Here is a 19344-nt window from a genome sequence, read left to right on the forward strand (position 1 = left end):
GCGCTGCGATGACTGAGCCCGGTTTCCTCGACATCATCAGCTTCGGGCCGGACGGCTGGGGCCCGGCGCTTGCCGCCGGCGCCTGGATGACGATCCTGATCGCGATTGCCGGTTTTGCGATCGGCGGCCTCATCGGCACCTTCGGCGCCTGGGCGAAGATCTCCGGCGGCCCGGTCGTCCGTGGCTGCGCCGAGGCCTACACGACGGTCCTTCGCGGCATTCCCGACCTCCTGGTCATCTATCTCTTCTATTTCGGCGGCAGCGCCGTGGTGACGGCCGTCGGCCAATTGTTCGGTGCGGAGGGTTTCGTCAGCTTCCCCGGCTTCATCGCCGGTGCGCTTGCGGTCGGCATCACCTCAGGCGCCCAGCAGACCGAGGTCTATCGCGGCGCCTTCCGCGCCGTGCATCCGGGCGAGTTGGAGGCGGCAACCGCCTGCGGCATGGGCCGGCTCCTCAAGTCTCGCCGCATCATTGCACCCTTGACGCTGCGTTATGCGCTGCCCGGTCTCGGCAATGTCTGGCAGGTGGTGTTGAAGGAGTCAGCACTGGTCTCGGTCACGGGTGTCGTCGAACTCTTGCGTCAGGCTCAGATCGGCGCCGGATCGACCAGCCGTCCCTTCGACTTCTTCTTCATTGCAGCCATGATCTATCTCGCGATTTCGACCGTGTCGGGCCTGGTTCTTCAGGTTACCGAGCGCCGGTTCTCGCGCGGCGTCAGGAGGGGCTGATGGATATCAAATTTGCCCTCGAAACCTTCTGGAGCTTGGCGACGGCGCTGCCGCTGACGCTGGAGCTTGCCGCGACATCGATCGCGCTTGGTTCGGTGCTGGCTCTTGGGCTGGCGCTCTCCCGTCTGTCGGGCATTCTTGCGCTCGATCTCTTTGCCCGCACTTACGTGTTCCTGTTTCGCGGAACGCCGCTGCTCGTGCAGATCTTCCTGATCTATTACGGCCTCAGCCAGTTTCCCGCCGTTCGCCACAGCATCTTCTGGCCGCTTCTGCGCGAACCCTACTGGTGCGCCGTGCTGGCGCTGATGCTGAACACGGCCGCCTATGCGAGCGAAATCATCCGCGGCGGCCTCCTTTCGGTTCCGCACGGCCAGGTCGAGGCAGCGCGGGCCTGCGGCATGGGGCGCGTCATGATCTTTCGGCGCATCGTCATGCCGCAGGCGCTGCGCCAGGCATTGCCCGGTTACGGCAACGAGATGATCTCCATGGTCAAGGCGACCTCGCTCGCCTCGATCATCACGCTGATGGAAATCACCGGCGTCGCCGCCAAGCTGATCTCGGAGAGCTACCGGGTGATCGAGGTCTTCGTCGTCGCCGGTCTCATCTATCTCGCCATCAACTTCGCGCTGACCCGGCTCGTTGCGTTTGCCGAACACCGGTTTAACCCGCAGCTGCGCGCGCCATTGCCGATCTCCGCCGAACTCAAGGGAGAAGCCCATTGAACATGTCCGCCGCCGTCACCGCACCGGTCGCGATCCGCGTGCACGACCTTCACAAGAGTTTCGGCCCGGTCGAGGTGCTGAAAGGCGTGTCGCTCGACGCGCGCGAGGGTGAGGTGATTTCCATCCTCGGATCCTCCGGCTCCGGCAAGTCGACGCTGCTTCGCTGCATCATCGCAAGCGCGCGAGGAAGCGCGGGGCATTCCAAACACAGAAAACACCGCGCGTTCGACGGAACGCGCGGTGCTTTGGTTGAGAGGGCGAACCGACCCGGATTACTGCGGCGTCAGGTCGAAGCCGAACCACTTCTCCGACAGGCGCTTGATGGTACCATCGGCCTTGGCAGCGGCAATTGCGTCGTCGAACAGCGCCTTCAATTCGGGGTCGCTCTTGCGCAGGCCAACGGAGCTGCCGGCGCCGAGGAAGCCACCCTGGAAGCGGGGGCCGGTGATGACCATGTCGCTGTTGGCGGGCTTTTCGACGGTCGTCTTCAGGTAGCCCATGGACGCCATGACGAAATCGACGCGGCCGGCGACGAGATCGAGATCGTGCTGCTCGGTCGTCTTGTATTCGCGCACCTCGACGACGTCCTTCAGATATTCGTCGATGAAGCGCGCCGCGATCGAGGCGGTCTGGACGCCGATGGTCTTGCCTTCGATCAGCGGCTTCAGCTCGTCGACCGCCTTGCGCGCGCCGGCCTCGTTTGAGGCAAGCGAGAAGAGCTCGCCCTTCATCGGCAGGGTTTCGAGATCACCGCCCTTCAGCGTCGCGAAGGCCTGGCCGGTGCTGCCGTAGGACATCGAGAAGTCGATGACTTCCTTGCGCTTCTCGGTGGCCGACATGCCGGCCATGATCGCGTCGAACTTGCCGGCGTTGAGCGCTGGGATCATGCCATCGAAGGACTGCGCGATGACGGTGCATTCGACCTTCATGTGGTCGCAGAGGATCTTGCTGAGCTCGATCTCGTAGCCGTCGAGCGTGCCGTCCGCCTTGGTCAGGTTATAGGGCGGAAAGGCACCTTCGGTGGCGATCGTCACCTTCGTCCACTTCTTACCAGAGATTGAAGCTCTGAAACACCATGCCGAGTTCGGAGCGGATGCGGTCCACCTGTTTCTGGTCGGCCGGGCGGCAGCGGTTGGCAGGGCTGTTTATTTAATAGCGACGCGCAGCGCGTGTGGACATCTTTCGAACACAATCGCTTCGTATAAGCCCATCTGTCGACATTTGCTTATGAGCGCTGAATGTGTTCGCCGCTCGCAACTGTCGCGTCGCTTTAGACTTTTGACCACGGATGTACTGGCACTGGTGTAAGAGCGATGATGAGGAAGGTCGGTGCGGTTTCGCCCCGGCCTTTTTTATTGCCGGATGATCACTTCAGCGTTTTCGACGCGAGCACAAAGTCGATCAGGTCGCCGACCGTGACGAGCTTTTCGACAGAGTCGTCGGTCAGATAGATCTCGAACTCTTCCTCCACCAACATCGCCAATTGAGACACTTCGAGCGAGTCGGCGCCCAGATCCTCTTCGATCTCGGCATCGTCTTTCACTTCGGAAGCCTTCACGCCGAGCAGCTCGACGAGGATCGCCTTTACGCGTTCGGAAACATCGGATCGTGTGGGTGCCATGGATCTACTCCCTCCCTTAAAGCATAACACAAAGGGCGGTGAACGGCCGTCTAGGCCTATAGGATCATTCGCTGATTTCGTCATGATCCAAATGGGTTAGGCCATTTCGGTGAGGGAGAGCCCCTGGGTGTTTGCCAGTGCCAGACCTCGGCACCTCGGCGAACTCCTGCGATATGTCGGCGAACGCGTCGATCGGGGTGCCGCCGAGCGATCTGAAACCCTGAAGATCGACTACAGGCCGCGCTATACGCCCCTGTTGCGCGCGCTTGCCGCCGGCGCCGAGACCGTCACCGAGATCACCAGCAACAGCAGTCTCACCCAGGGCGCGATCAGCCAGACGGTCAGCCTGATGCTGAAGGGCGGGCTCCTTGCCCGGCGCGGCCCCGACGACGGCAGGAAGACCGGCCTGCGGCTGACGAAAAAGGGCGTCGCCCTCCTGACAACTCTGGAGCCGCACCGGCAGATGACATTCCTGGCGATCCGGTGCCTCGAGCTGGAAATCGGATATCCGGTTCTTGCGGTGCTACAGGCGCTCGGGGCGGCGCTGGAGCGGGAAGGGTTCGCGAGCCGCCTGAAGGCCGCCCCCATCGTCAGGAGAAGGAGGCTTCCGGTGGCCGCTGAAGTCGGGACCAGAAACTGGTTCGATGCCGCAGCCACCGCCTATGCCCTGTTCCGGCCGGACTATGGTCGGTTCATGGAACGGCTTAAGGAAAAGCCTTCCTCGATCCAGCCTTGAGGGAGGCGCGGCAGCCACCGCGCCAAGCCCAATCCGGCGCGGCAAAGCCGCCCCGGTCACCTTCCAACGATGCCCTATTTCGTCGGAGCAGGCGTCGGCCGCACCAGCGAGACGACGCGCGGCTTCGAGGGGGCGTCCAGCCACTCGATCCACTTGTCCCGTTCCTCGGTCGTGTCGAAGAACCGCCAGAGCTTGTAGTCTTCTTCGGTGGTCTGCAGCATTTCGCCGATCGAAACGAGCTCCATCGGCAATTCCACCTCGTTGCCGTCGTAGCGAATGAAGTAGATCCCCTCGGCGGCAAGCCGGATGATCTGACCGGTGCCATAGGTGCCATCGGGATCGTCGACGGTGAAGTACATGCCGGTCAGGGTATCGAGAATTTTGTCGTTCATGGGTTCTGGATGCCAGTTTAAGGAATAGGTTTCATCAGACCGTCGCCCGCCGCCGGAATTAAGGCAAGCTGAAATCTCCGGTGTCCACATTCACCAAACAGCATAATAGCCCGATGCGCGACCAAACGAGGACTTTCGCCTGTGCGGTCGGCCGCCACGTTCATGGCGAGAGGGCGGCTGGTGCCGCCCTTCGTTTGCGTCAACCAAAGTACGAGGTTTTGCCGCGCGTGAGGTTGGACCTGCCCGTGCCTGGCGTCGTGTTGGGTTTCCCGCTACCGCCCGCCAACTCGATTGCTTCAATGGCTTTGGCAGCCGGCTGATTTTCAGCGGCCCCCAGCGAACTCACTGCGAAGGCGGAGCCGGCAAATGCAAGCGATGCCGCGACTGCGATGATGATTTTCATTGGTCTCTCCTTGGTGCAAAGCACGCGCAAAAGCGCGCCAACCTCGGCGTAGACCTGCTGTGAGAACGAAGACATACGGCGGTTGTCGTATTTCGACACGGCAGAGACTTGTGAGAGCTCGGAATGGTTACCGGACTACTCCCGGCTCCTCCTCCTCCGCCGTCCGCCGCCTTCACCGTCATCGCTACTCACCTTGCGCTCCGGCAAGGTGACCACGGTCGAAAGCTTCGGGAAGCTGTCGACCTTGTTCGGCATCGCCATGGCGTTGACGAAATGCTCCTGAAATTTTGATTCAAGCGCCGTCTCTATCTTCTCGATTTTGCTGACAGTTTGCTCGATCTCGCGGCGGTGGCCGCGGTTCAAGAGCGCCATCAGCGCGCCGGTACCGGCGGCGTTGCCGACGGCCTTTACGTCGTCGAGATCGCAGTCCGGGATGAGGCCCAGCACCATCGCATACTTGGGATCGATGAAGGAGCCGAAGGCGCCGGCAAAGCGGATGGTGTCGACGTGGTCGACGCCCTGCTTTTCCATGAGCAGCTTGATGCCGGCATAGAGCGCTGCCTTGGCGAGCTGGATGGCGCGGATGTCGTTCTGCGTCACGGTGATGCGCTGCTCACCCTCGTGCAGGAGGTAGGAGAAGGTGCGGCCGTTCGGGATGATGCGCGGGCTTTTTGCCGCCATGGCACCATCGACGACACCGTCCTCGGAGATGATGCCGGAAAGATACATCTCGGCGACGATCTCGATGATCGCCGAGCCGCAGATGCCGGTGACGCCGACTGATGCGGCCGCCTCGGCAAAGCCTTCCTCGTCAGACCACTTTTCGACGCCGATGACGCGGAAGCGCGGCTCCAGCGTTACGGGATCGATGCGCACGCGCTCGATCGCGCCGGGGGCGGCGCGCTGGCCCGACGAAATTTCCGCACCTTCGAAGGCCGGGCCCGTGGGCGAGGAAGCGGCGACGACGCGGTCCTTGTTGCCGAGCACGATTTCGGCATTGGTGCCGACATCGACGAGCAGCATCATCTTGTCCTGGCGATAGGGCCCTTCGGCGAGGGTTGCGCCCGCCGCATCGGCGCCCACATGGCCGGCGATGCAGGGCAGCATGTAGAGGCGCGCGCCGCGATTGACGTCGATATCGATCTCATGCGCCCAATATTGCAGCGCGCCTGACACGGCGAGCGCGAACGGCGCCTGGCCGAGTTCCGTCGGGTCGATGCCGAGGAAGAGGTGGTGCATGATCGGGTTCGCGACGAAGACCATGTCGAGAATGTCGTGGCGGTCGACTTCACCCTCGGCGCAGACCTTGCCGATGAGACCATTGACCGCCTCGCGCACGGCCTTGGTCATCGCCTCGCGGCCATCAGGATTCATCATCACATAGGAGACGCGGCTCATCAGGTCTTCGCCGAAGCGGATCTGCGGGTTGGAGGCGCCGGACGAGGCGGCGATACGACCCGAGAGCAGCGACACGAGATGCATGGCGATCGTCGTCGAGCCGATGTCGCAGGCAACGCCGTAGGCCTCGTTCTTGAGGCCCGGCCACAGGCCGACGATGAAGGGGCGCGAACTATCCATGTCGCGGTGGATGGCGGCGGTGACGGCCCAGTTGCCCTTGCGCAGGATGCCTTGCACCTGCGGGATCAGGTGCGGCGCAATCAGCAGATCCTTCCAGCCCCAGTCCTTCTCCAGCATCACCTTCAGCCGGTCGAGATCGCCGAGCGGCTTGTGCATGTCGGGCTCGTCCACCTCGACATAGCAGAGCTGAACGGCGGCATTGCGCTCGATCACCCGGTCGGTTGCGGCCTTGCGCACGACCTGGGCGTTGATGACGGTATCCTGCGGCACGTCGATGACGAGATCGCCGAGGATCTGGGCGGAACAGGAGAGGCGGCGGCCGTCGGGCAGGCCGCGGATCTTCTCGTAGCGATCTTCCTTGGCGCCCTTTTCAGAAATGTGGTCGTTGGACGAGACGATCTTGTGCTTGGCGAAGTTGCCTTCTTGCACCACGATCTGACAGCGTCCGCAGGTGGCGCGCCCGCCGCACACGCTTTCGACATAGACGCCGAGCTTGCGCGCCGCATCGAGAACCGGCGTGCCGACCGGGAAGCGGCCGCGCTTGCCCGAAGGCATGAACAGCACGAGAGGGTCCTTTTGCGCGGCTTCGGTCATGTTGGTCTCGATCTCGGAGGTACCTTCAATGCGCATGCTCTGTGGTCTTTCGTCAGGTCCGCTTCAATGGGTCAAGCGAAGCACGGGTAAACGGTTTCAGACTGCACCGGAACGGCGCCCGATAGTTGTCCAATCCCGACATGGAAGCTTCTGTTTCAAACAGTTAGGTGTGGGGCACGGCGGCGCGTCAGGCTTACTTGCGCGACAGCCGCCGGGCGTTGCTGCGCACGCGCTTGCCATAGGGCCTGAGGGCTGCGGACGCAATCGCCGTTCCGTGGCCAGACGCCGTGCCGCCGGTCATCAGGCGCAAGGTGTTGTCGAAGGCGGCCTTCCAGATGGCCATGTTCACGGCCATGACGCTTTCGGCCGTGGCGGCGATCTTCTCGGAGACCATGCGATGAAGCTCGGTCACGTCCTGGGTCTTGCCGGTGAGCGCCGCCATCTGCATCTCCTGCAGTCGGACGGCGATGACGAAGGGGGCCTCGAACCAGAGGGTGGCGGCATCCAGGCGTAGGCTGCGTGTCATGGTGATCTCCACTTTGCGTTGGCGGATGGATGAACCGACGTGCGTTGCTACGGCGCCCCGGCAAGTTTTACGACTGCGAATGTATAGGCAAGAGTCGCGGCCAGCACGGCCGAGCTGCCCCAGAGGCAAGCCTTGATCACCTGCTCCTGCGGACCGAGATAGACCTTCCTGGTGACGGTGGCGATCATTATTGTTCCAAGTACGGCAGCCGTCACGATGATCACGGGCGCACCATAGGTGCGGAGCGCGGCGTAGAACCGCTGAAACTCGGCCGCATCGTCAAACAGTGTGTACCTGGCGATAACGACCAGAGGGAGAACGACGGCAAGGAGGCGCAACTGGCTTCTCATCGTCCTTCTCCCTCGAGCGCATCAGCGCCGATCCAGGAACTACTCGCTGGCAGCCGCACCACCCGTGCGGGCCGCGCGGCCACCGCGACGTCCGCCACCGGCGGCTGCCACTGGTGCTGCCGCAACCACATGGCCACCTTCGGCCGGCTTGTGGTCGCGGTAGGTCTTGATCCAGTGGGTGCAGTTCGGGTCGGTGCCGTTCAGCACGTTTGCCGCACGCACGGCTTCCATTTCCTGCGGGCGGCAGGGGTTCATGATTGCCGACGTCATGCCGGCGCCGATGACCATCGGAATGAAGCCGGCATTGATGCCGTGGCGGTGCGGCAGGCCGAAGGAGATGTTGGACAGGCCGCAGGTGGTGTTGACCTTCAACTCTTCGCGCAGACGCCGCAGAAGTGCGAAGACCTGCTGGCCGGCGGTGCCCATGGCGCCGATCGGCATGACCAGCGGGTCGACGACGATGTCGTGCGGCTTGATGCCGAAGTCGGCGGCGCGCTCGACGATCTTCTTGGCGACGGCAAAACGCACATCCGGATCTTCGGAAATGCCGGTTTCGTCGTTGGAGATGGCAACGACCGGAACGTCATACTTCTTGCAGAGCGGCAGGATCGCTTCGAGCTTTTCCTCTTCGCCGGTCACGGAGTTGACCAGCGGGCGGCCCTTGGCGACGCGCAGTGCCGCCTCGATCGCGGCCGTCACCGAACTGTCGATCGACAGCGGCACGTCGACGAGGCCCTGGACGATTTCGAGTGTCTTGACCAAGAGCGGCGGCTCGGTCTCGTTCGGATTGACGGCGGTCACGCCGGCGTTGACGTCGAGCATCGTCGCCCCGGCGGCGACCTGTTCCAGCGCATCCTTGATGACGGTGTCGAAGTTGCCCTCGATCATTTCGGCGGCCAGCTTCTTGCGGCCGGTCGGGTTGATGCGTTCGCCGATGACGCAGAACGGCTGGTCGAAGCCGATGATGATCTCGCGGGTGGCGGAAGCGACGATGGTCCGGGTCATGCAGGGTCCTTTGTCATTTGGCGTCTATGTAATCACGCCCGTGAAGTCGATGATAGGCGCCTTGTGGCCGGCGCCAGTTTTGTCTGCGGTCAGTGCGGGTGATGGGCCGCGGCTTCGGCCATCTGTTGCTGGTTCTCTTCCTTGCCCTCGCGAATGTGCTCCAGGCGCTCGGCAACCATCGCATCCTCCGGCAGCGTCTCGTGCTTCCAGGGGCGGCGGCCCTTCAGGACGCCCGATTCATGCACGATTTCTGCGACATATTCTTCCTGGCGGTAGGCCATGACGTGAATGCCGGAGACGCCTTCGATCTCCTTCACCTCGTTGATGATGTCGATGCAGAGCTGCTTGCCTTCCTTCTTCTGGTCCTGCGCGCCCTCAAGGCGGGTAATCACGCTGTCCGGAATATGGATGCCCGGCACGTTGGAGCGGATCCAGCGGGCGGTCTTGGCCGATGCCATCGGCCCGACGCCGACAAGGATATAGCACTTCTCGTGCAGACCGAGGTCGCGCACCTTCTTCATGTATTCGCGGAACATCGGCACGTCGAAGCAGTACTGGCTCTGCACGAACTGGGCGCCGGCCTCGATCTTCTTGGCGAGACGATAGGGGCGGAAATCATAGGGCGGCGCAAAGGGGTTGATCGCAGCGCCGAGGAATACCTGCGGTGGTGTCGTCAGCTTGCGGCCCGAGAGGAACTTCGAGTTGTCGCGCATGATGCGGACGGTTTCGAGCAGCGACATGCAGTCGAGGTCGAAGACGGGCTTGGCGCCTGGCTGGTCGCCGGCCTGCACGCCGTCGCCGGTCAGGCACATGATGTTCTGAACGCCCATGGCAGAGGCGCCGAGCACGTCGCCCTGGATGGCGATGCGGTTCTTGTCGCGGCAGGCGATCTGCATAATCGGGGCGTAGCCCATGCGGGTCAAAAGCGCGCAGATGCCGACCGAGGACATGTGGCAGTTGGCGCCGGAGGCATCGACCGCGTTGATGCCGTCGACCCAGCCGTCGAAGATCGCGGCGCGCTCGTAGACATCCTGCGGGTTTGCGCTGTCAGGCGGGTTGAGTTCGGCGGTGACGGCGAACTCGCCGCGGCGCAAAACCCGCTCAAGACGGCCGCGGGAGGAATGGCCGGGCAGGGGCTCGAGCGGCGCGCCGGGATCGAAGGGATTGATGTCGGGGCTCATGCCTGGCCTTCCTTGGATGCCGCTTCACGGCGCGCTGCGGCTTCCGCCGTCACGCGCAGCCAGGACGAGGTTTCGCGCAGCGACTGGTTGACCGGCTTCTGCACGTTCATGATGGCGTTGCCCTTCTCCATGTTCTGCGAGCCCTTCCAGGCCTGCACCCAGACGCAGGGCATGTCCGGCTCGACCTCGCAATTGCCGTTGGCGCGCACGCCGCCGCAGGGGCCGTTGCGTAGCTGCTTCGGACAGTTCATCGGGCAGGACATGCCCGTCGACGACAGCGCGCACTGGCCGCACATGCGACAGTCGAAGAGGAAGCCTTTCACGTGGCGCTCGACGAAGGTCACCGGACGCTCGACCCGGCCATAACCGATGGCGTTCCACAGCGGGTGAAGCAGCAGGAACAGATCGGCGAAGCGGTGGTAGAACCATTCGAGGAAGCGGGAGTTGCGGACCGCCCAGAGGCGGACCGTATATTTGTGGCGCGAGCGGCGGCTCGGCGAAACGCCAGACGGCGTAAACGCGCCGGTTGCGGCCTTGGCGGCCGGGGCGGCGTTGCCCTTCATCACCTTCGGCTCGCTCGGCGGTTTGGCGTCAGCCATTGTCGCGGCCTCCGGCTTTGACGAGGGCGACGAGGCGTTCGCGGTCATAGGCGGCTTCGAGCTCGGCGGCGGCCTGGTCGGCTTCCGTTTCCAGATTGTCGGAGACCGGCACCGGATCGGCCTTGCGCCATTCGGCGAGGTAGTCGTCGGTTTCAGCCGCACCGGTGCGCATGGCGCACATGTCGATCGCTTCGGTGAAGCGCAGAGACAGCTCGCGCTTCGCCGTCGTACGGCCCTTCTTGATGATGACCTGGGCCGGAATGTCGCGCCAGTAGACGATAATGCGATCTGCCATGGGGTGTTGTTCTCCTCGTTCTGCGACAATGCGCATGTACCGGCGTCCGGGCTCATCTCGCCACGACGTCGGATATGTCCAAAAACGACGCTGGCGCGGATGCCATATCAGACGTCTTGGCGGTGATGCGCAAGTCGCAGTTGAGGCGCTTCTTGCAGCCAGGAACCATCGGCAAGGATTACCCGCAGTTTCAGGCTTTTAGCCGATGTCGGAAGGAGGTAAGGGCGGCTTGTCAGCCTACCAGATGCCGCGCTTCAGGCCGTTCCATATCCAGGTCCAGATCGGCGGATGATACCATTGCCGTGACGGGCCTGCGACATCGATGACCTGCAGCTTTCCGGCGAGCGCATCGCCGACGGCGGCAATCGCAATGTCCGTGGAAGCCGCCGTCTGCAGCAGCGGATAGGTGTGCATCGTATCGTGAGGGGCAGGCTTCTGGCGCGACTGGTAGAGCACGCCGCCGGTATCGACGCCCGCATCGACCAGATGCACGGTCGCTCCGAAGTTTTCGAGGTCGTTGTTGACCTGCGCCCAGTAACCGCCCATCAGGCCGCGATAGGCCGGGTTGATGCCGGCGTGGAAGTTGAGGACCGGGCAGGGGAAGGCGGCCAGCGTTTCGGCCTTCAGCATGCGGCAGCTGATGAGGAAGACGACATCGGGTTTGAGCGCGCGCACTTGGGCGATGGCGTCCGTGTCGTTGATGGAGGCGATGGATTTGACCGGGATCGACGGATCGGGTTTTCCCGAGACTTTGTAGGTCGCGAAGATCTCGTCCGCGCGCTTGCGGGTAAAACGCTTGCCGAAGCGCGAGGCGATCATGGTCGCAAGCTGCCCCAGCGCCGTCAGCCAGCCGAGCTTGCGTGCGCGGCGGCGCAGGAACAGGCCCTTCGATTCCGGCTGCTCCTCGACGACTGCAACGTCGGCGAAATGCGCGGAGAACGCGTTGATCATGATCCAGGGGTTCTCGCCGCCCGCGGTCACCACGACGACGCGGCCGGGGCGTCCGCCTGCGGCTTGATTTTGGCTGGCGATGTCGGTCATGGCGGCCCCGCGGATGAACAGGGCCGAGTTATGAAGGCTTGCCCGTTACCGCCGGCTTAACTGGTTCCAGTACCATTCGGCGACACCGCCACCGAGCACGACGAGGGCGACGGATTCGACCATCTTCACGTCATCCGAGAGGCTGCAGACCGCGCCGACGACCAGCGACAGCAGCAGCCCGGCGGCGCAGCCGATGGCGTAGGGCAGATAGTCGAGGATTTTCACTGGCGCCTCCCGTCCCAAGACGCAGCAGTCGCGCACTGAGATGTAACGCAGGGTAGCGCAGATATAGGGATTAGGAAGAGCTTATTTTTCGTTGTCGGAGCGAGCGCTCACGTAAGCCGCTGCGCTTCGGTCAGCATCGGTGGACGAGGCTAGCCGGAGTTCTTGCAAACCGGATTGCCCCTCACCCTAACCCTCTCCACGCAGGCGGGGAGAGGGGACGTGGCCCGATCTTAGTTTCGCCGAGCGGAGCCGCAGCGAGGCGGAAATCGTGGTGTTTATTGTTGGCGGAGTGGGTGCCGCGAATTTCCTCCGCCCCGCTTGCGGGGAGAAAGGTGGCCGGCAGGCCGGATGAGGGGCTTTTCCGTTGCGCCAGTGGCTCACGACGCTGCGGTAATCCGCCGGTGGATGCCGCCGAGACTTTCCCTGAATTTTTCGAAGGTGCCGTGCTCCGTCAACTCCCGCAGCACCTGCTCATTGATGCCGCCGCGTGTCGCGTAGTCCTGCGCCAGATGGGCGAAGCTCGCGTCCGGGGTCGTTTCCGGCGCCTGGCCGAGCGCACCAAACAGGCTGGCGATATAGGCGCGGCCCTTGGCTTCGTCGACGCCATTGTCCTTTAGCCAGCTATGGATCGTTTCCAGGTACTTGAAGTAGCTGGCATAGGTGGCGGTCGCCACACTTAGCGCATCGAATTCGCTCTCGCTTGTTACTTCGATCGCCGTGCCGAGCCGGCCGAAAAACGCCGCCATATCCGGATCCGGCGGGAAGATGATCGTCGGGCCCTGGCGGATCGCGATCATCGGCATCGGCAAGGCCTTGGTCACGCGCTTCACTTGGCCGACCATGGCGGCGATCTCGGCGCAGGAGAAGGTCGCAATCAGGCTGACGACGTGGTGATCCGGGCGAAAGCGCAGGGTCGGCAGCACGTCGCGGGCGATCTGCGGGCGGACGCCGAGCATGACCGTGTCTGAGGCGTCGAGCACCGCCTGATTGTCGGCAGCGACAGTCACGTCAGGAAAGCGGGCGGCAAGGCCCGCAGCGATCTCTTCGTTGCGCGGCGAAAGGACGACGGTGGTGATCTCGCCGGGAAGCGTCTTGAGGCCGGTGACGATCGCCGAGGAGAGTGCGCCGGTGCCGATGAATCCAAGTTTCATGAAAGTTCTGTCGCCTGGTGATTTCAGAAGGTCCGTGAAACTGCCGGGTGTGGCATGCACGGGTACGGGTTTGGAATTGGCGGAATAATAATAGCAAAGGCGCCGGCGACAAGCGCTCGCCATGGCGTCGCCCACAGGAGAGCAGGACGCATTTCAACAGTGCGGTTGAGATTGCCACGCCCTTTCGGCCGCTGCGGGGCGCGTTGCGCATAAGGCGGAGACCCCTGCTAGGCCAAGGGGTGTTAGTCGAACGGGTGCTGCGTTTTGGCCCGGGACCTAGCGAAAGTCATCGGCGGTGAGGACATAGATCGTCCGGCGCCCCTTGGCATAGGCTGCCGTCGCGGCCTCGTGGATTGCGTTGCGCGCGGCATCGAAGGCCAGCAAGCAGGCTGCTTCGGTCGTCCGGGTGGGCGCGCCACGGGAGAGGGCGGCCGCCTCAACGTAGAAGGGCACTTCGAACATGCCATCGTGGCCAAGGAAACGTACGGCCTTGCGCGCTTCATCGAAGCTTCGGCATGGGTTCGGAAAGGTCAGCGGCATGGTCGTAATCCTTTTGGCGGTAAGCCAGGCCGGCCAGAGACGGGCCGTCACAGGATCCGCCCGAAAAGGATCGTGGTCACGACGACGGCGACCGCCAGCGAAAGGGCGATCCAGGCAAGCAGGCCGCGGTAGTCGAATAGATAGATCTGAGCCGGTATGTGGTACTTCATGATCGCCTCCTGCAGCTGATCTGTTAGGAAGATGGTTTGGATCTAAAGGGCGTGTCTGGACTTGAAGGCCCGTTCGGCCAGGGCCATTCGCTCATCGGCGGGACGAATCAGTTCGAGATTGCCTTCATCGGTCACGCGCTCATGGCATTCGTCGCTGCTGCGTATGCGGTACTGGAGCGCATTGTCGCGGATGGGGAGCGTGGCGGTTATGCGGTAGGTGTCCCCGATGGTCGACTCTCTGGTCAGCGCTCCCTTCGAGCGAACAAGCTGGCCGACCTGGAAGCGGTGAACCGGCGACTGGTCGCGGGGGCCGCGGATGATGCGTTTCGTAAAAGATAAAGCGTTCATAGTGGTCTCAGTCCTTTTAGGTGTGGGCAGGCACGGTCGGTCGGCTGCGATGAGCCGGTTATCGACCGATCAACCAAGGTTCGGGGAACGAACAGACGTTACAATGCGCGATGTGCTTCGAGGCGAAGCATGGACCAAGCACTGGATCCGAAGCTTGCGTGTCGTTCGAAAATTTAGGAGAATAGGTGCGGTTAGAAATTCTGATACCGCGAAAGCCACATCGGCCAAATTTACTTGGATATACTATTGCGCGTCGATTGAGTTTCAATTGAGGCGCGTGTGTCGGCCGGCGCAGATTTAAAGTGTTTTTGGCGCGACGCCGGTGTTTCTCCCGAGTTCCTCGCTGCTCGCGTGATAAAAGCCACGTGCCGATCGAGGATGTGTTAAGCTCGTCGCTTGGAACTGGAGACTGTCATGTCCGAGCCGAACAAACTCTACCAGAGCGAAATCATCACCCTGCACAAGGCGCCGCTGATCGGCACTCTCTGCCTGGAATGCGACGACGGCCAGATCGAGGTCGCGCTGAACCGAGCGGCTGCCGAGACCCTGCAGAAGGTTATTGCGCGCTTTCTTTCCCCAGCCGCGTGACACCCCCCAGCCGCGATGGCCTCATTCGATGAAGGAGAGGCGCGATGTCCTCCCGTTTGGTCTTCTCACTGTTTCTGGTCGCCCTGTCGGTTTTTCTTGTCTGGGCCTTCAGGCCACCTCAGGGCAATGCGAGCGATCGCCCCGCCATGCCGCATGTGGCTGAGCAAGGGCAGGCGGTAAACCCCGATTACGGACTGGGCTGATGACAACACTAAGGTACGGTCTCAAGGTCGAAGCCAACAATGTTTGGGCGGTTGTCGATGTCTTCACCGGGCAACCGGTTGTTGTTGACGGTTATCTGATGTCCAACTTGCCGCGCGACGAAGCGGATGATCTTCTCGATATTCTCAATCTCAAAGACCGCATACGCAGGGGCACGATCCAGCTTCCGCCCCGGCCGCCGGAAGATAGGGGTTAGATGGGTGGGCTGGAAACCCACGATGGTGGCTCAGCGGGGCACGCTGCCGGTCTTTCGATCAACTGCAGCCTGTCTGAATTGCTCATAAGGCGCCGGACGGGAAGGGGCCCTCGGAAACTCCGCGGCAGTGCCCGGCTCGGCCAGCGCCGCCTCCGGAGTGGCGTGGCTGTCGACGCCGCTTTCAAGTGCCGCAATCAGGAAGCGCGTGGCGGCAAGCCGTCCGCCCGGGTCTGCCGTCGTGGTCGTTCCGTAGTAGCCGGCAGCGGCGAGTACCTCGACCAGAAGGCTGAGGTCGTCGGAGTGAAGATAATGTTCTGGATTGCTGGAAGACATTGCGTCCTCCTTTGGTTGGGGCCCAGGCACGAAGGCCCGTAGGCGACGGCGCCCGCTTCAATCGCCGTCGATAAAGCACCCTGCACGCGTTGTCGCGCCAGCGCAACGAACTTCACTCAAGCACCGGGAGGTTGTTTTGGCCGAGCGCGCGTTTCGCTTCGTCGCCCGTCGCCCGTCGCTGTGCTTTGCGCATCCGTCGCATGCGCCAGATCGAGCCTGCGCGGGCCGACTTTTGCGAAGATGTCGCGCGCTGCCAGCGGTGCCAAGTGATAGGCCAGAATGAATTCTTCGAGATCGTAGACCGCATCCCAGCCATGAAGCAGTCTCTTTTTGTCGTGCGTAAAATTCTTGGTCATGGGACGCTCCCGCGTTCTGGCTCCGTGCTTGGCGCAAAGACGGCCAATTGTCAGGCGGCTGAGGAAGCGTCAGGGATGAGTCACGCCAGCTAAACGGGCTGGCGCGAACATGGTTTCAAATTGAGAGTTCAGACGGCGAAGGAGGGGACCTGCTGGCAATGAGGGGGCCCGGGCGGAAGCCGGATCGTCGGCCTCTGACGGAACGTGATCACCGACGATCAGTTGCCGCCGGAAGCGTGCGGCCGGCAGGACTTCGCGGTCAATCTGTGAGCTGGCAGAAAGCATGACCGGTCGCCATCGCCGAGCACAGCATGGTTCTCGGCGGCAACGGTGACCTTGGCAAAGTGCGCGGCAGCGACGCTATTTCAGGTAGGCGCGCACCACATCCACCAGTTCGGCCGCCGCTTCCTCCCGGTCCTTCTGCGACAGCTCGGCTGCGGCGACATGCATGTGGATATGGTCTTCGACCACTTCCGCCATCAGCCCGTTGACCGCGCCGCGTATGCCGGCGATCACCTGCATGACCTCGGCGCAGCCCTTCTCCTCCTCCAGCATCCGCTCGACCGCCTCCATCTGGCCGCGCAGGCGCCGTACCCTGTTGATGAGCTTCTGCTTCTCGCGGATGGTATGGGTCATCGGAAACTCCGGTTTCGGGCGCCGCCGCTATGCGGCCCGTGGTTCCACCTCCACGGTCACATGCGACAAATCGTGAATGGCGGCAAGCTTTTCGCGATAATAGGACGGTGCCCGCGGGTTGTCGGCGACGAGCGAGACGATTGCACCGTGGTGGCCGGGCCCGAGTTGCCAGACGTGCAGATCGACGATCTCGGCGTCTTCCCTGGCGACGATCTCGCCGATCTCGTCCGGCAGGTCTTCGCCATCGGGGATATAGTCGAGCAATGTCGCGCCTGTATCGCGAATGAGGCCGAAGGACCAGCGCGCAATGACAAGTGCGCCGACGATGCCCATGGCGGGATCGAGCCACAGCCAGCCATAGATTGCGCCGAGACCAAGGGCGACGATGGCGAGGACCGAGGTCAGCGCGTCGGCAAGCACGTGTAGATAGGCGGCGCGCAGGTTACGATCCTGCCCACCATGGTGCCCATGGTGGTGGCGGTGATGATCGTGGTGATGATGGCCGTGATCGTCCTTCAAGAGCCAGGCGCAGACGAGATTGACGATGAGGCCGGCAACAGCGACGAGGATCGCCTCGCTGAAATCGATCGTCACCGGAGCGTGGAGGCGGCGCAGGCTCTCCCAGCCGATCAGAAGCGCGATCAGGGCCAGCACGATGGCGCTCGAAAAGCCGGCGAGGTCCCCGAGCTTTCCCGTGCCGAAGGTAAAGCGGCGATTGTTCGAATGCTTGCGTGCATAGAGATAGGCAAGCGCTGCGATCAGCATCGCGGCCGCATGGGTCGACATGTGCCAGCCATCGGCAACCAGCGCCATCGAGCCGAAGATCTGACCTGCTGCGATCTCGATCACCATCATCGTTGCGGTCACCGCGATGACAATCCAGGTCCGCCGCTCGTTGCGCTCGTGATTGCCGCCGAGGAAGACGTGATCATGGCTGGCCGCGAGCACGCGCGCGTCGTCATGCGAATGCCCGTGGTGTCCGTGGTGGTGATGATGGTCGCGGTCGTGATTGCCCATGTCGATGCCTCCAATATTATATAGGGGGGTACCCTATATTGGATTCGACGTAAAGTCTCTGTTTCGGGTCTGCGATTTCAGCTTGATGATGTCGCTAATTCACGCCGTCAGCAGCGACCCCGTCAGATCGCCGTAACCGGTAAAGCGATATTCGTATTCGAGCCCGAGCCGCTCGGCGGCCTTCCTCGCCTTCTCCTGCAAGCCTTCATCCTCCTGCTGCGAGAGATAGACGAGCTTGCGGTAGTGGCCGAAATACATGTCCCGGAGCTCCGGGTGCCGGTTGAGGCCGAGCGGTTCGATGACGAAGGCCTCGAACTGGCGGGCGAGAAAGTCGGTGAGGAAGAAGGCGGTGAGGTCGTCGTCCCAACGGCGGGCGAAATCATCGTTGCCGGCAAAGAAGGAGTAACAGTGCGGACCGGGGATACGCTCGACCTTTTCCTCCTCCAGAAGTCGGTCGAGCTGGCCGCCGGTGCCGCAGTCGGCATAGGCGACGAAGATGCGCTCGAAGCCTTCGGCGCGGGCCTTGGCAATGGCGTCGCGAATTCCCGGGGTGATCTTGTCGGGCGTGTTGTGCCAGATGGCGGGCAGACAGTTGAGGTCGATATGGCCAAGCCCGTTCGCCTCGCAGATCGCCAGGATTTCGCGGGCGATGGCGCCGCAACCGATCACGTGAACTTTTTCCGGTTGTGCACGTTCTATTGCGGGCGATACTTTTTCCATCTTGATTCCATGTGGCTATCAGCGGGAAGGACCCTGACCATGACAGTAAAGACCCTTGCAACCGTCGGCGCCGTTCTCGTCGCCCTTTCGACGCTTACCGCCTGCGGCAACACCATCCGCGGGATCGGACAGGATACCGCAAACACGGTCAACGCGACACAGTCGGCCGGCAAGAAGGTGGCAAACTCCGTCAACTAACCCGGCAAACCTGCCAGGCACGCTCGCCAGACATAGGAAAGCCGGCCGCGGATTTCACCCACGCGGCCGGCTTTGTCATTTCGGACTGTCCAAAGCTCAGCCGGCCAGGCGGTTGTGCTTGCGCTTCATGAAGTCCTTGGCGGTTTCGACCGCAATCGCCGCATCGCGGCAATAGGCATCGGCACCGACGGCCTTGCCGAATTCCTCGTTCAGCGGCGCACCGCCGACGAGAACGACGTAGTCGTCGCGCAGGCCCTTTTCCTTGAGCGTGTCGATGACGACCTTCATGTAGGGCATGGTGGTGGTCAGAAGCGCGGACATGCCGAGAATATCCGGCTGCTCGCGCTCGATCGCTTCGAGATAGTTTTCGACCGGGTTGTTGATGCCGAGGTCGACGACGTCGAAGCCCGCACCTTCCATCATCATGCCGACGAGGTTCTTGCCGATGTCGTGAATGTCGCCCTTGACGGTGCCGATCACCATCTTGCCGAGCTTCGGCGCGCCGGTTTCGGCGAGAAGCGGGCGCAGGATGGTCATGCCGGCCTTCATGGCGTTGGCCGAGAGCAGCACTTCCGGCACGAACAGGATGCCATCGCGGAAGTCGATGCCGACGATGCGCATGCCTTCGACCAGCGCCTGGGTCAGGACGTCGTAAGGCGTCCAGCCGCGCTTGAGCAGGATGTTGGTCCCGTCCTCGATTTCCTCCTTCAGGCCGTCATAGAGGTCGTCGTGCATCTGCTGCACGAGTTCTTCGTCGGAAAGGTCCTCGAGAATGATTTCATCGTCTGCCATATTGGGGTTCCTCGGTTCCTGGCACGGTCGCGCGAAATTTTCGGACGCGTCCATCAATCCATAGCGGTCGATGTCTAAAAA

Annotated in this window: 29 protein-coding genes and 3 pseudogenes; 8 read left to right on the forward strand and 24 right to left on the reverse strand. The window is 62.6% G+C overall.

Translation table 11 applies throughout. The features are described 5' to 3' along the window. Positions 1–8 precede the first annotated feature (8 nt). The 3 genes and pseudogenes from ASD63_RS02790 to ASD63_RS33880 all read left to right on the forward strand — a co-directional run. Entirely contained in the window at positions 9–728 is a 720-nt protein-coding gene (locus ASD63_RS02790) for an ABC transporter permease subunit (protein WP_034788148.1), read from the forward strand. Continuing rightward, entirely contained in the window at positions 728–1450 is a 723-nt protein-coding gene (locus ASD63_RS02795; RefSeq protein ID WP_060528781.1) for an ABC transporter permease, read from the forward strand. Before ASD63_RS02790 ends, ASD63_RS02795 begins: the two co-directional genes overlap by 1 nt. A gap of 2 nt (positions 1451–1452) precedes the next feature. Beyond that, positions 1453–1644, forward strand: a pseudogene (locus ASD63_RS33880) (ATP-binding cassette domain-containing protein); the annotation flags it as partial. A gap of 78 nt (positions 1645–1722) precedes the next feature. Here ASD63_RS33880 and ASD63_RS02800 read toward each other — a convergent pair. The 3 genes and pseudogenes from ASD63_RS02800 to ASD63_RS02805 form a co-directional block, all read right to left on the reverse strand. Beyond that, positions 1723–2499, reverse strand: a pseudogene (locus ASD63_RS02800) (transporter substrate-binding domain-containing protein); the annotation flags it as partial. Between the two features lies 1 nt (position 2500). Continuing rightward, positions 2501–2575 (reverse strand): annotated as a pseudogene (locus tag ASD63_RS35940) (histidine/lysine/arginine/ornithine ABC transporter ATP-binding protein); the annotation flags it as partial. Between the two features lie 241 nt (positions 2576–2816). Next, positions 2817–3071, reverse strand: coding sequence for an acyl carrier protein (locus ASD63_RS02805; protein ID WP_034788158.1), 255 nt, complete (start codon positions 3069–3071; stop codon positions 2817–2819). 127 nt (positions 3072–3198) lie between these two features. Here ASD63_RS02805 and ASD63_RS02810 point away from each other — a divergent pair, with 127 nt between their 5' ends. Then, a complete protein-coding gene (locus ASD63_RS02810) occupies positions 3199–3807 on the forward strand; it encodes a MarR family transcriptional regulator (protein WP_063979483.1) in 609 nt (202 codons plus the stop codon). Between the two features lie 74 nt (positions 3808–3881). Here ASD63_RS02810 and ASD63_RS02815 read toward each other — a convergent pair whose 3' ends face one another. The 15 genes from ASD63_RS02815 to ASD63_RS02880 form a co-directional block, all read right to left on the reverse strand. After that, entirely contained in the window at positions 3882–4199 is a 318-nt protein-coding gene (locus ASD63_RS02815; protein ID WP_034788160.1) for a hypothetical protein, read from the reverse strand. A 199-nt stretch (positions 4200–4398) separates the two neighbouring features. Next, positions 4399–4602: a hypothetical protein gene (locus tag ASD63_RS02820; RefSeq protein ID WP_034788163.1), complete on the reverse strand. Its 204-nt coding sequence runs from the start codon at positions 4600–4602 to the stop codon at positions 4399–4401. Positions 4603–4737: 135 nt separating this feature from the next. Continuing rightward, on the reverse strand, positions 4738–6810 hold the full coding sequence (locus ASD63_RS02825) for an ASKHA domain-containing protein (RefSeq protein ID WP_051659127.1): 2073 nt from the start codon (positions 6808–6810) through the stop codon (positions 4738–4740). 157 nt (positions 6811–6967) lie between these two features. Beyond that, on the reverse strand, positions 6968–7300 hold the full coding sequence (locus ASD63_RS02830; RefSeq protein WP_034788166.1) for a hypothetical protein: 333 nt from the start codon (positions 7298–7300) through the stop codon (positions 6968–6970). A gap of 47 nt (positions 7301–7347) precedes the next feature. After that, positions 7348–7650, reverse strand: a complete 303-nt coding sequence (locus tag ASD63_RS02835) for a hypothetical protein (protein ID WP_034788169.1) — start codon at positions 7648–7650, stop codon at positions 7348–7350. A gap of 39 nt (positions 7651–7689) precedes the next feature. Then, the gene (locus ASD63_RS02840) at positions 7690–8655 is read right to left on the reverse strand and encodes a methyltetrahydrofolate cobalamin methyltransferase (protein WP_034788171.1); all 966 of its coding nucleotides are present in this window, start codon (positions 8653–8655) and stop codon (positions 7690–7692) included. An 89-nt stretch (positions 8656–8744) separates the two neighbouring features. After that, the gene (locus tag ASD63_RS02845; protein WP_034788174.1) at positions 8745–9836 is read right to left on the reverse strand and encodes a methylenetetrahydrofolate reductase; all 1092 of its coding nucleotides are present in this window, start codon (positions 9834–9836) and stop codon (positions 8745–8747) included. Continuing rightward, complete coding sequence (locus ASD63_RS02850) at positions 9833–10435, reverse strand: methylenetetrahydrofolate reductase C-terminal domain-containing protein (RefSeq protein WP_034788176.1); 603 nt, start codon at positions 10433–10435, stop codon at positions 9833–9835. Before ASD63_RS02850 ends, ASD63_RS02845 begins: the two co-directional genes overlap by 4 nt. After that, entirely contained in the window at positions 10428–10730 is a 303-nt protein-coding gene (locus tag ASD63_RS02855; protein WP_034788179.1) for a virulence factor, read from the reverse strand. Before ASD63_RS02855 ends, ASD63_RS02850 begins: the two co-directional genes overlap by 8 nt. Before the next feature lie 237 nt (positions 10731–10967). Further along, positions 10968–11771, reverse strand: coding sequence for a formyl transferase (locus tag ASD63_RS02860; RefSeq protein WP_034788182.1), 804 nt, complete (start codon positions 11769–11771; stop codon positions 10968–10970). A gap of 45 nt (positions 11772–11816) precedes the next feature. Beyond that, positions 11817–11996 (reverse strand): hypothetical protein, encoded by a 180-nt coding sequence (locus tag ASD63_RS02865; RefSeq protein ID WP_034788185.1) that lies wholly within the window; start codon positions 11994–11996, stop codon positions 11817–11819. Positions 11997–12373: 377 nt separating this feature from the next. Then, the gene (locus ASD63_RS02870; RefSeq protein ID WP_034788187.1) at positions 12374–13147 is read right to left on the reverse strand and encodes a pyrroline-5-carboxylate reductase; all 774 of its coding nucleotides are present in this window, start codon (positions 13145–13147) and stop codon (positions 12374–12376) included. A 276-nt stretch (positions 13148–13423) separates the two neighbouring features. After that, positions 13424–13687, reverse strand: coding sequence for a DUF1488 domain-containing protein (locus tag ASD63_RS02875; protein ID WP_034788542.1), 264 nt, complete (start codon positions 13685–13687; stop codon positions 13424–13426). Between the two features lie 47 nt (positions 13688–13734). Then, positions 13735–13857: a hypothetical protein gene (locus ASD63_RS36545; RefSeq protein ID WP_034788190.1), complete on the reverse strand. Its 123-nt coding sequence runs from the start codon at positions 13855–13857 to the stop codon at positions 13735–13737. A 42-nt stretch (positions 13858–13899) separates the two neighbouring features. Further along, positions 13900–14205 (reverse strand): hypothetical protein, encoded by a 306-nt coding sequence (locus ASD63_RS02880; RefSeq protein ID WP_034788191.1) that lies wholly within the window; start codon positions 14203–14205, stop codon positions 13900–13902. A gap of 414 nt (positions 14206–14619) precedes the next feature. On the opposite strand from ASD63_RS02880, the gene ASD63_RS34835 reads away from it, so the two are divergent. Genes ASD63_RS34835 through ASD63_RS02885 form a run of 3 tightly spaced genes read left to right on the forward strand, consistent with a single transcriptional unit; the run spans position 14620 to position 15211 of the window. Beyond that, positions 14620–14793 (forward strand): hypothetical protein, encoded by a 174-nt coding sequence (locus ASD63_RS34835; protein ID WP_156552966.1) that lies wholly within the window; start codon positions 14620–14622, stop codon positions 14791–14793. A gap of 44 nt (positions 14794–14837) precedes the next feature. Then, complete coding sequence (locus ASD63_RS34840; protein WP_156400735.1) at positions 14838–14996, forward strand: hypothetical protein; 159 nt, start codon at positions 14838–14840, stop codon at positions 14994–14996. Continuing rightward, on the forward strand, positions 14996–15211 hold the full coding sequence (locus ASD63_RS02885; RefSeq protein ID WP_034788194.1) for a hypothetical protein: 216 nt from the start codon (positions 14996–14998) through the stop codon (positions 15209–15211). The genes ASD63_RS34840 and ASD63_RS02885 overlap by 1 nt, the downstream gene beginning before the upstream one ends. 30 nt (positions 15212–15241) lie before the next feature. On the opposite strand, the gene ASD63_RS02890 is transcribed toward ASD63_RS02885, so the two are convergent. From ASD63_RS02890 to ASD63_RS02910, 5 genes are all read right to left on the reverse strand, one after another. Continuing rightward, positions 15242–15544, reverse strand: a complete 303-nt coding sequence (locus tag ASD63_RS02890; RefSeq protein ID WP_034788544.1) for a hypothetical protein — start codon at positions 15542–15544, stop codon at positions 15242–15244. A 116-nt stretch (positions 15545–15660) separates the two neighbouring features. Beyond that, the gene (locus ASD63_RS02895) at positions 15661–15900 is read right to left on the reverse strand and encodes a hypothetical protein (protein ID WP_034788197.1); all 240 of its coding nucleotides are present in this window, start codon (positions 15898–15900) and stop codon (positions 15661–15663) included. Between the two features lie 360 nt (positions 15901–16260). Next, the gene (locus tag ASD63_RS02900; RefSeq protein ID WP_034788200.1) at positions 16261–16536 is read right to left on the reverse strand and encodes a metal/formaldehyde-sensitive transcriptional repressor; all 276 of its coding nucleotides are present in this window, start codon (positions 16534–16536) and stop codon (positions 16261–16263) included. Positions 16537–16563: 27 nt separating this feature from the next. Beyond that, entirely contained in the window at positions 16564–17553 is a 990-nt protein-coding gene (dmeF, locus tag ASD63_RS02905; RefSeq protein ID WP_082572759.1) for a CDF family Co(II)/Ni(II) efflux transporter DmeF, read from the reverse strand. 99 nt (positions 17554–17652) lie between these two features. Further along, entirely contained in the window at positions 17653–18273 is a 621-nt protein-coding gene (locus ASD63_RS02910) for a DUF1638 domain-containing protein (RefSeq protein ID WP_034788203.1), read from the reverse strand. Positions 18274–18312: 39 nt separating this feature from the next. Here ASD63_RS02910 and ASD63_RS02915 point away from each other — a divergent pair, with 39 nt between their 5' ends. Continuing rightward, on the forward strand, positions 18313–18471 hold the full coding sequence (locus tag ASD63_RS02915; protein ID WP_034788206.1) for a hypothetical protein: 159 nt from the start codon (positions 18313–18315) through the stop codon (positions 18469–18471). Between the two features lie 96 nt (positions 18472–18567). On the opposite strand, the gene ASD63_RS02920 is transcribed toward ASD63_RS02915, so the two are convergent. After that, the gene (locus ASD63_RS02920; protein WP_034788208.1) at positions 18568–19263 is read right to left on the reverse strand and encodes a B12-binding domain-containing protein; all 696 of its coding nucleotides are present in this window, start codon (positions 19261–19263) and stop codon (positions 18568–18570) included. Positions 19264–19344: the final 81 nt, after the last annotated feature.

This window comes from Ensifer sp. Root558 (genome assembly GCF_001427045.1).
Taxonomy (GTDB): Bacteria; Pseudomonadota; Alphaproteobacteria; order Rhizobiales; family Rhizobiaceae; genus Ensifer; species Ensifer adhaerens.

What these genes read in the sequence shown, in the direction of transcription:
- ASD63_RS02915 (WP_034788206.1), top strand. Translation starts at nt 18,313, where the DNA reads ATGACAGTAAAGACCCTTGCAACCGTCGGCGCCGTTCTCGTCGCCCTT.
- ASD63_RS34840 (WP_156400735.1), top strand. Translation starts at nt 14,838, where the DNA reads ATGTCCTCCCGTTTGGTCTTCTCACTGTTTCTGGTCGCCCTGTCGGTT.
- ASD63_RS02840 (WP_034788171.1), bottom strand. Translation starts at nt 8,655, where the DNA reads ATGACCCGGACCATCGTCGCTTCCGCCACCCGCGAGATCATCATCGGC.
- ASD63_RS02910 (WP_034788203.1), bottom strand. Translation starts at nt 18,273, where the DNA reads ATGGAAAAAGTATCGCCCGCAATAGAACGTGCACAACCGGAAAAAGTT.
- ASD63_RS02895 (WP_034788197.1), bottom strand. Translation starts at nt 15,900, where the DNA reads ATGACCAAGAATTTTACGCACGACAAAAAGAGACTGCTTCATGGCTGG.
- ASD63_RS02885 (WP_034788194.1), top strand. Translation starts at nt 14,996, where the DNA reads ATGACAACACTAAGGTACGGTCTCAAGGTCGAAGCCAACAATGTTTGG.
- ASD63_RS02860 (WP_034788182.1), bottom strand. Translation starts at nt 11,771, where the DNA reads ATGACCGACATCGCCAGCCAAAATCAAGCCGCAGGCGGACGCCCCGGC.
- ASD63_RS02805 (WP_034788158.1), bottom strand. Translation starts at nt 3,071, where the DNA reads ATGGCACCCACACGATCCGATGTTTCCGAACGCGTAAAGGCGATCCTC.
- ASD63_RS02795 (WP_060528781.1), top strand. Translation starts at nt 728, where the DNA reads ATGGATATCAAATTTGCCCTCGAAACCTTCTGGAGCTTGGCGACGGCG.
- ASD63_RS02830 (WP_034788166.1), bottom strand. Translation starts at nt 7,300, where the DNA reads ATGACACGCAGCCTACGCCTGGATGCCGCCACCCTCTGGTTCGAGGCC.
- ASD63_RS02875 (WP_034788542.1), bottom strand. Translation starts at nt 13,687, where the DNA reads ATGCCGCTGACCTTTCCGAACCCATGCCGAAGCTTCGATGAAGCGCGC.
- ASD63_RS02900 (WP_034788200.1), bottom strand. Translation starts at nt 16,536, where the DNA reads ATGACCCATACCATCCGCGAGAAGCAGAAGCTCATCAACAGGGTACGG.
- ASD63_RS34835 (WP_156552966.1), top strand. Translation starts at nt 14,620, where the DNA reads ATGTCCGAGCCGAACAAACTCTACCAGAGCGAAATCATCACCCTGCAC.
- ASD63_RS02815 (WP_034788160.1), bottom strand. Translation starts at nt 4,199, where the DNA reads ATGAACGACAAAATTCTCGATACCCTGACCGGCATGTACTTCACCGTC.
- ASD63_RS02845 (WP_034788174.1), bottom strand. Translation starts at nt 9,836, where the DNA reads ATGAGCCCCGACATCAATCCCTTCGATCCCGGCGCGCCGCTCGAGCCC.
- ASD63_RS02870 (WP_034788187.1), bottom strand. Translation starts at nt 13,147, where the DNA reads ATGAAACTTGGATTCATCGGCACCGGCGCACTCTCCTCGGCGATCGTC.
- ASD63_RS02880 (WP_034788191.1), bottom strand. Translation starts at nt 14,205, where the DNA reads ATGAACGCTTTATCTTTTACGAAACGCATCATCCGCGGCCCCCGCGAC.
- ASD63_RS02825 (WP_051659127.1), bottom strand. Translation starts at nt 6,810, where the DNA reads ATGCGCATTGAAGGTACCTCCGAGATCGAGACCAACATGACCGAAGCC.
- ASD63_RS02890 (WP_034788544.1), bottom strand. Translation starts at nt 15,544, where the DNA reads ATGTCTTCCAGCAATCCAGAACATTATCTTCACTCCGACGACCTCAGC.
- ASD63_RS02850 (WP_034788176.1), bottom strand. Translation starts at nt 10,435, where the DNA reads ATGGCTGACGCCAAACCGCCGAGCGAGCCGAAGGTGATGAAGGGCAAC.
- dmeF (WP_082572759.1), bottom strand. Translation starts at nt 17,553, where the DNA reads ATGGGCAATCACGACCGCGACCATCATCACCACCACGGACACCACGGG.
- ASD63_RS02920 (WP_034788208.1), bottom strand. Translation starts at nt 19,263, where the DNA reads ATGGCAGACGATGAAATCATTCTCGAGGACCTTTCCGACGAAGAACTC.
- ASD63_RS02790 (WP_034788148.1), top strand. Translation starts at nt 9, where the DNA reads ATGACTGAGCCCGGTTTCCTCGACATCATCAGCTTCGGGCCGGACGGC.
- ASD63_RS02820 (WP_034788163.1), bottom strand. Translation starts at nt 4,602, where the DNA reads ATGAAAATCATCATCGCAGTCGCGGCATCGCTTGCATTTGCCGGCTCC.
- ASD63_RS02855 (WP_034788179.1), bottom strand. Translation starts at nt 10,730, where the DNA reads ATGGCAGATCGCATTATCGTCTACTGGCGCGACATTCCGGCCCAGGTC.
- ASD63_RS02835 (WP_034788169.1), bottom strand. Translation starts at nt 7,650, where the DNA reads ATGAGAAGCCAGTTGCGCCTCCTTGCCGTCGTTCTCCCTCTGGTCGTT.
- ASD63_RS36545 (WP_034788190.1), bottom strand. Translation starts at nt 13,857, where the DNA reads ATGAAGTACCACATACCGGCTCAGATCTATCTATTCGACTACCGCGGC.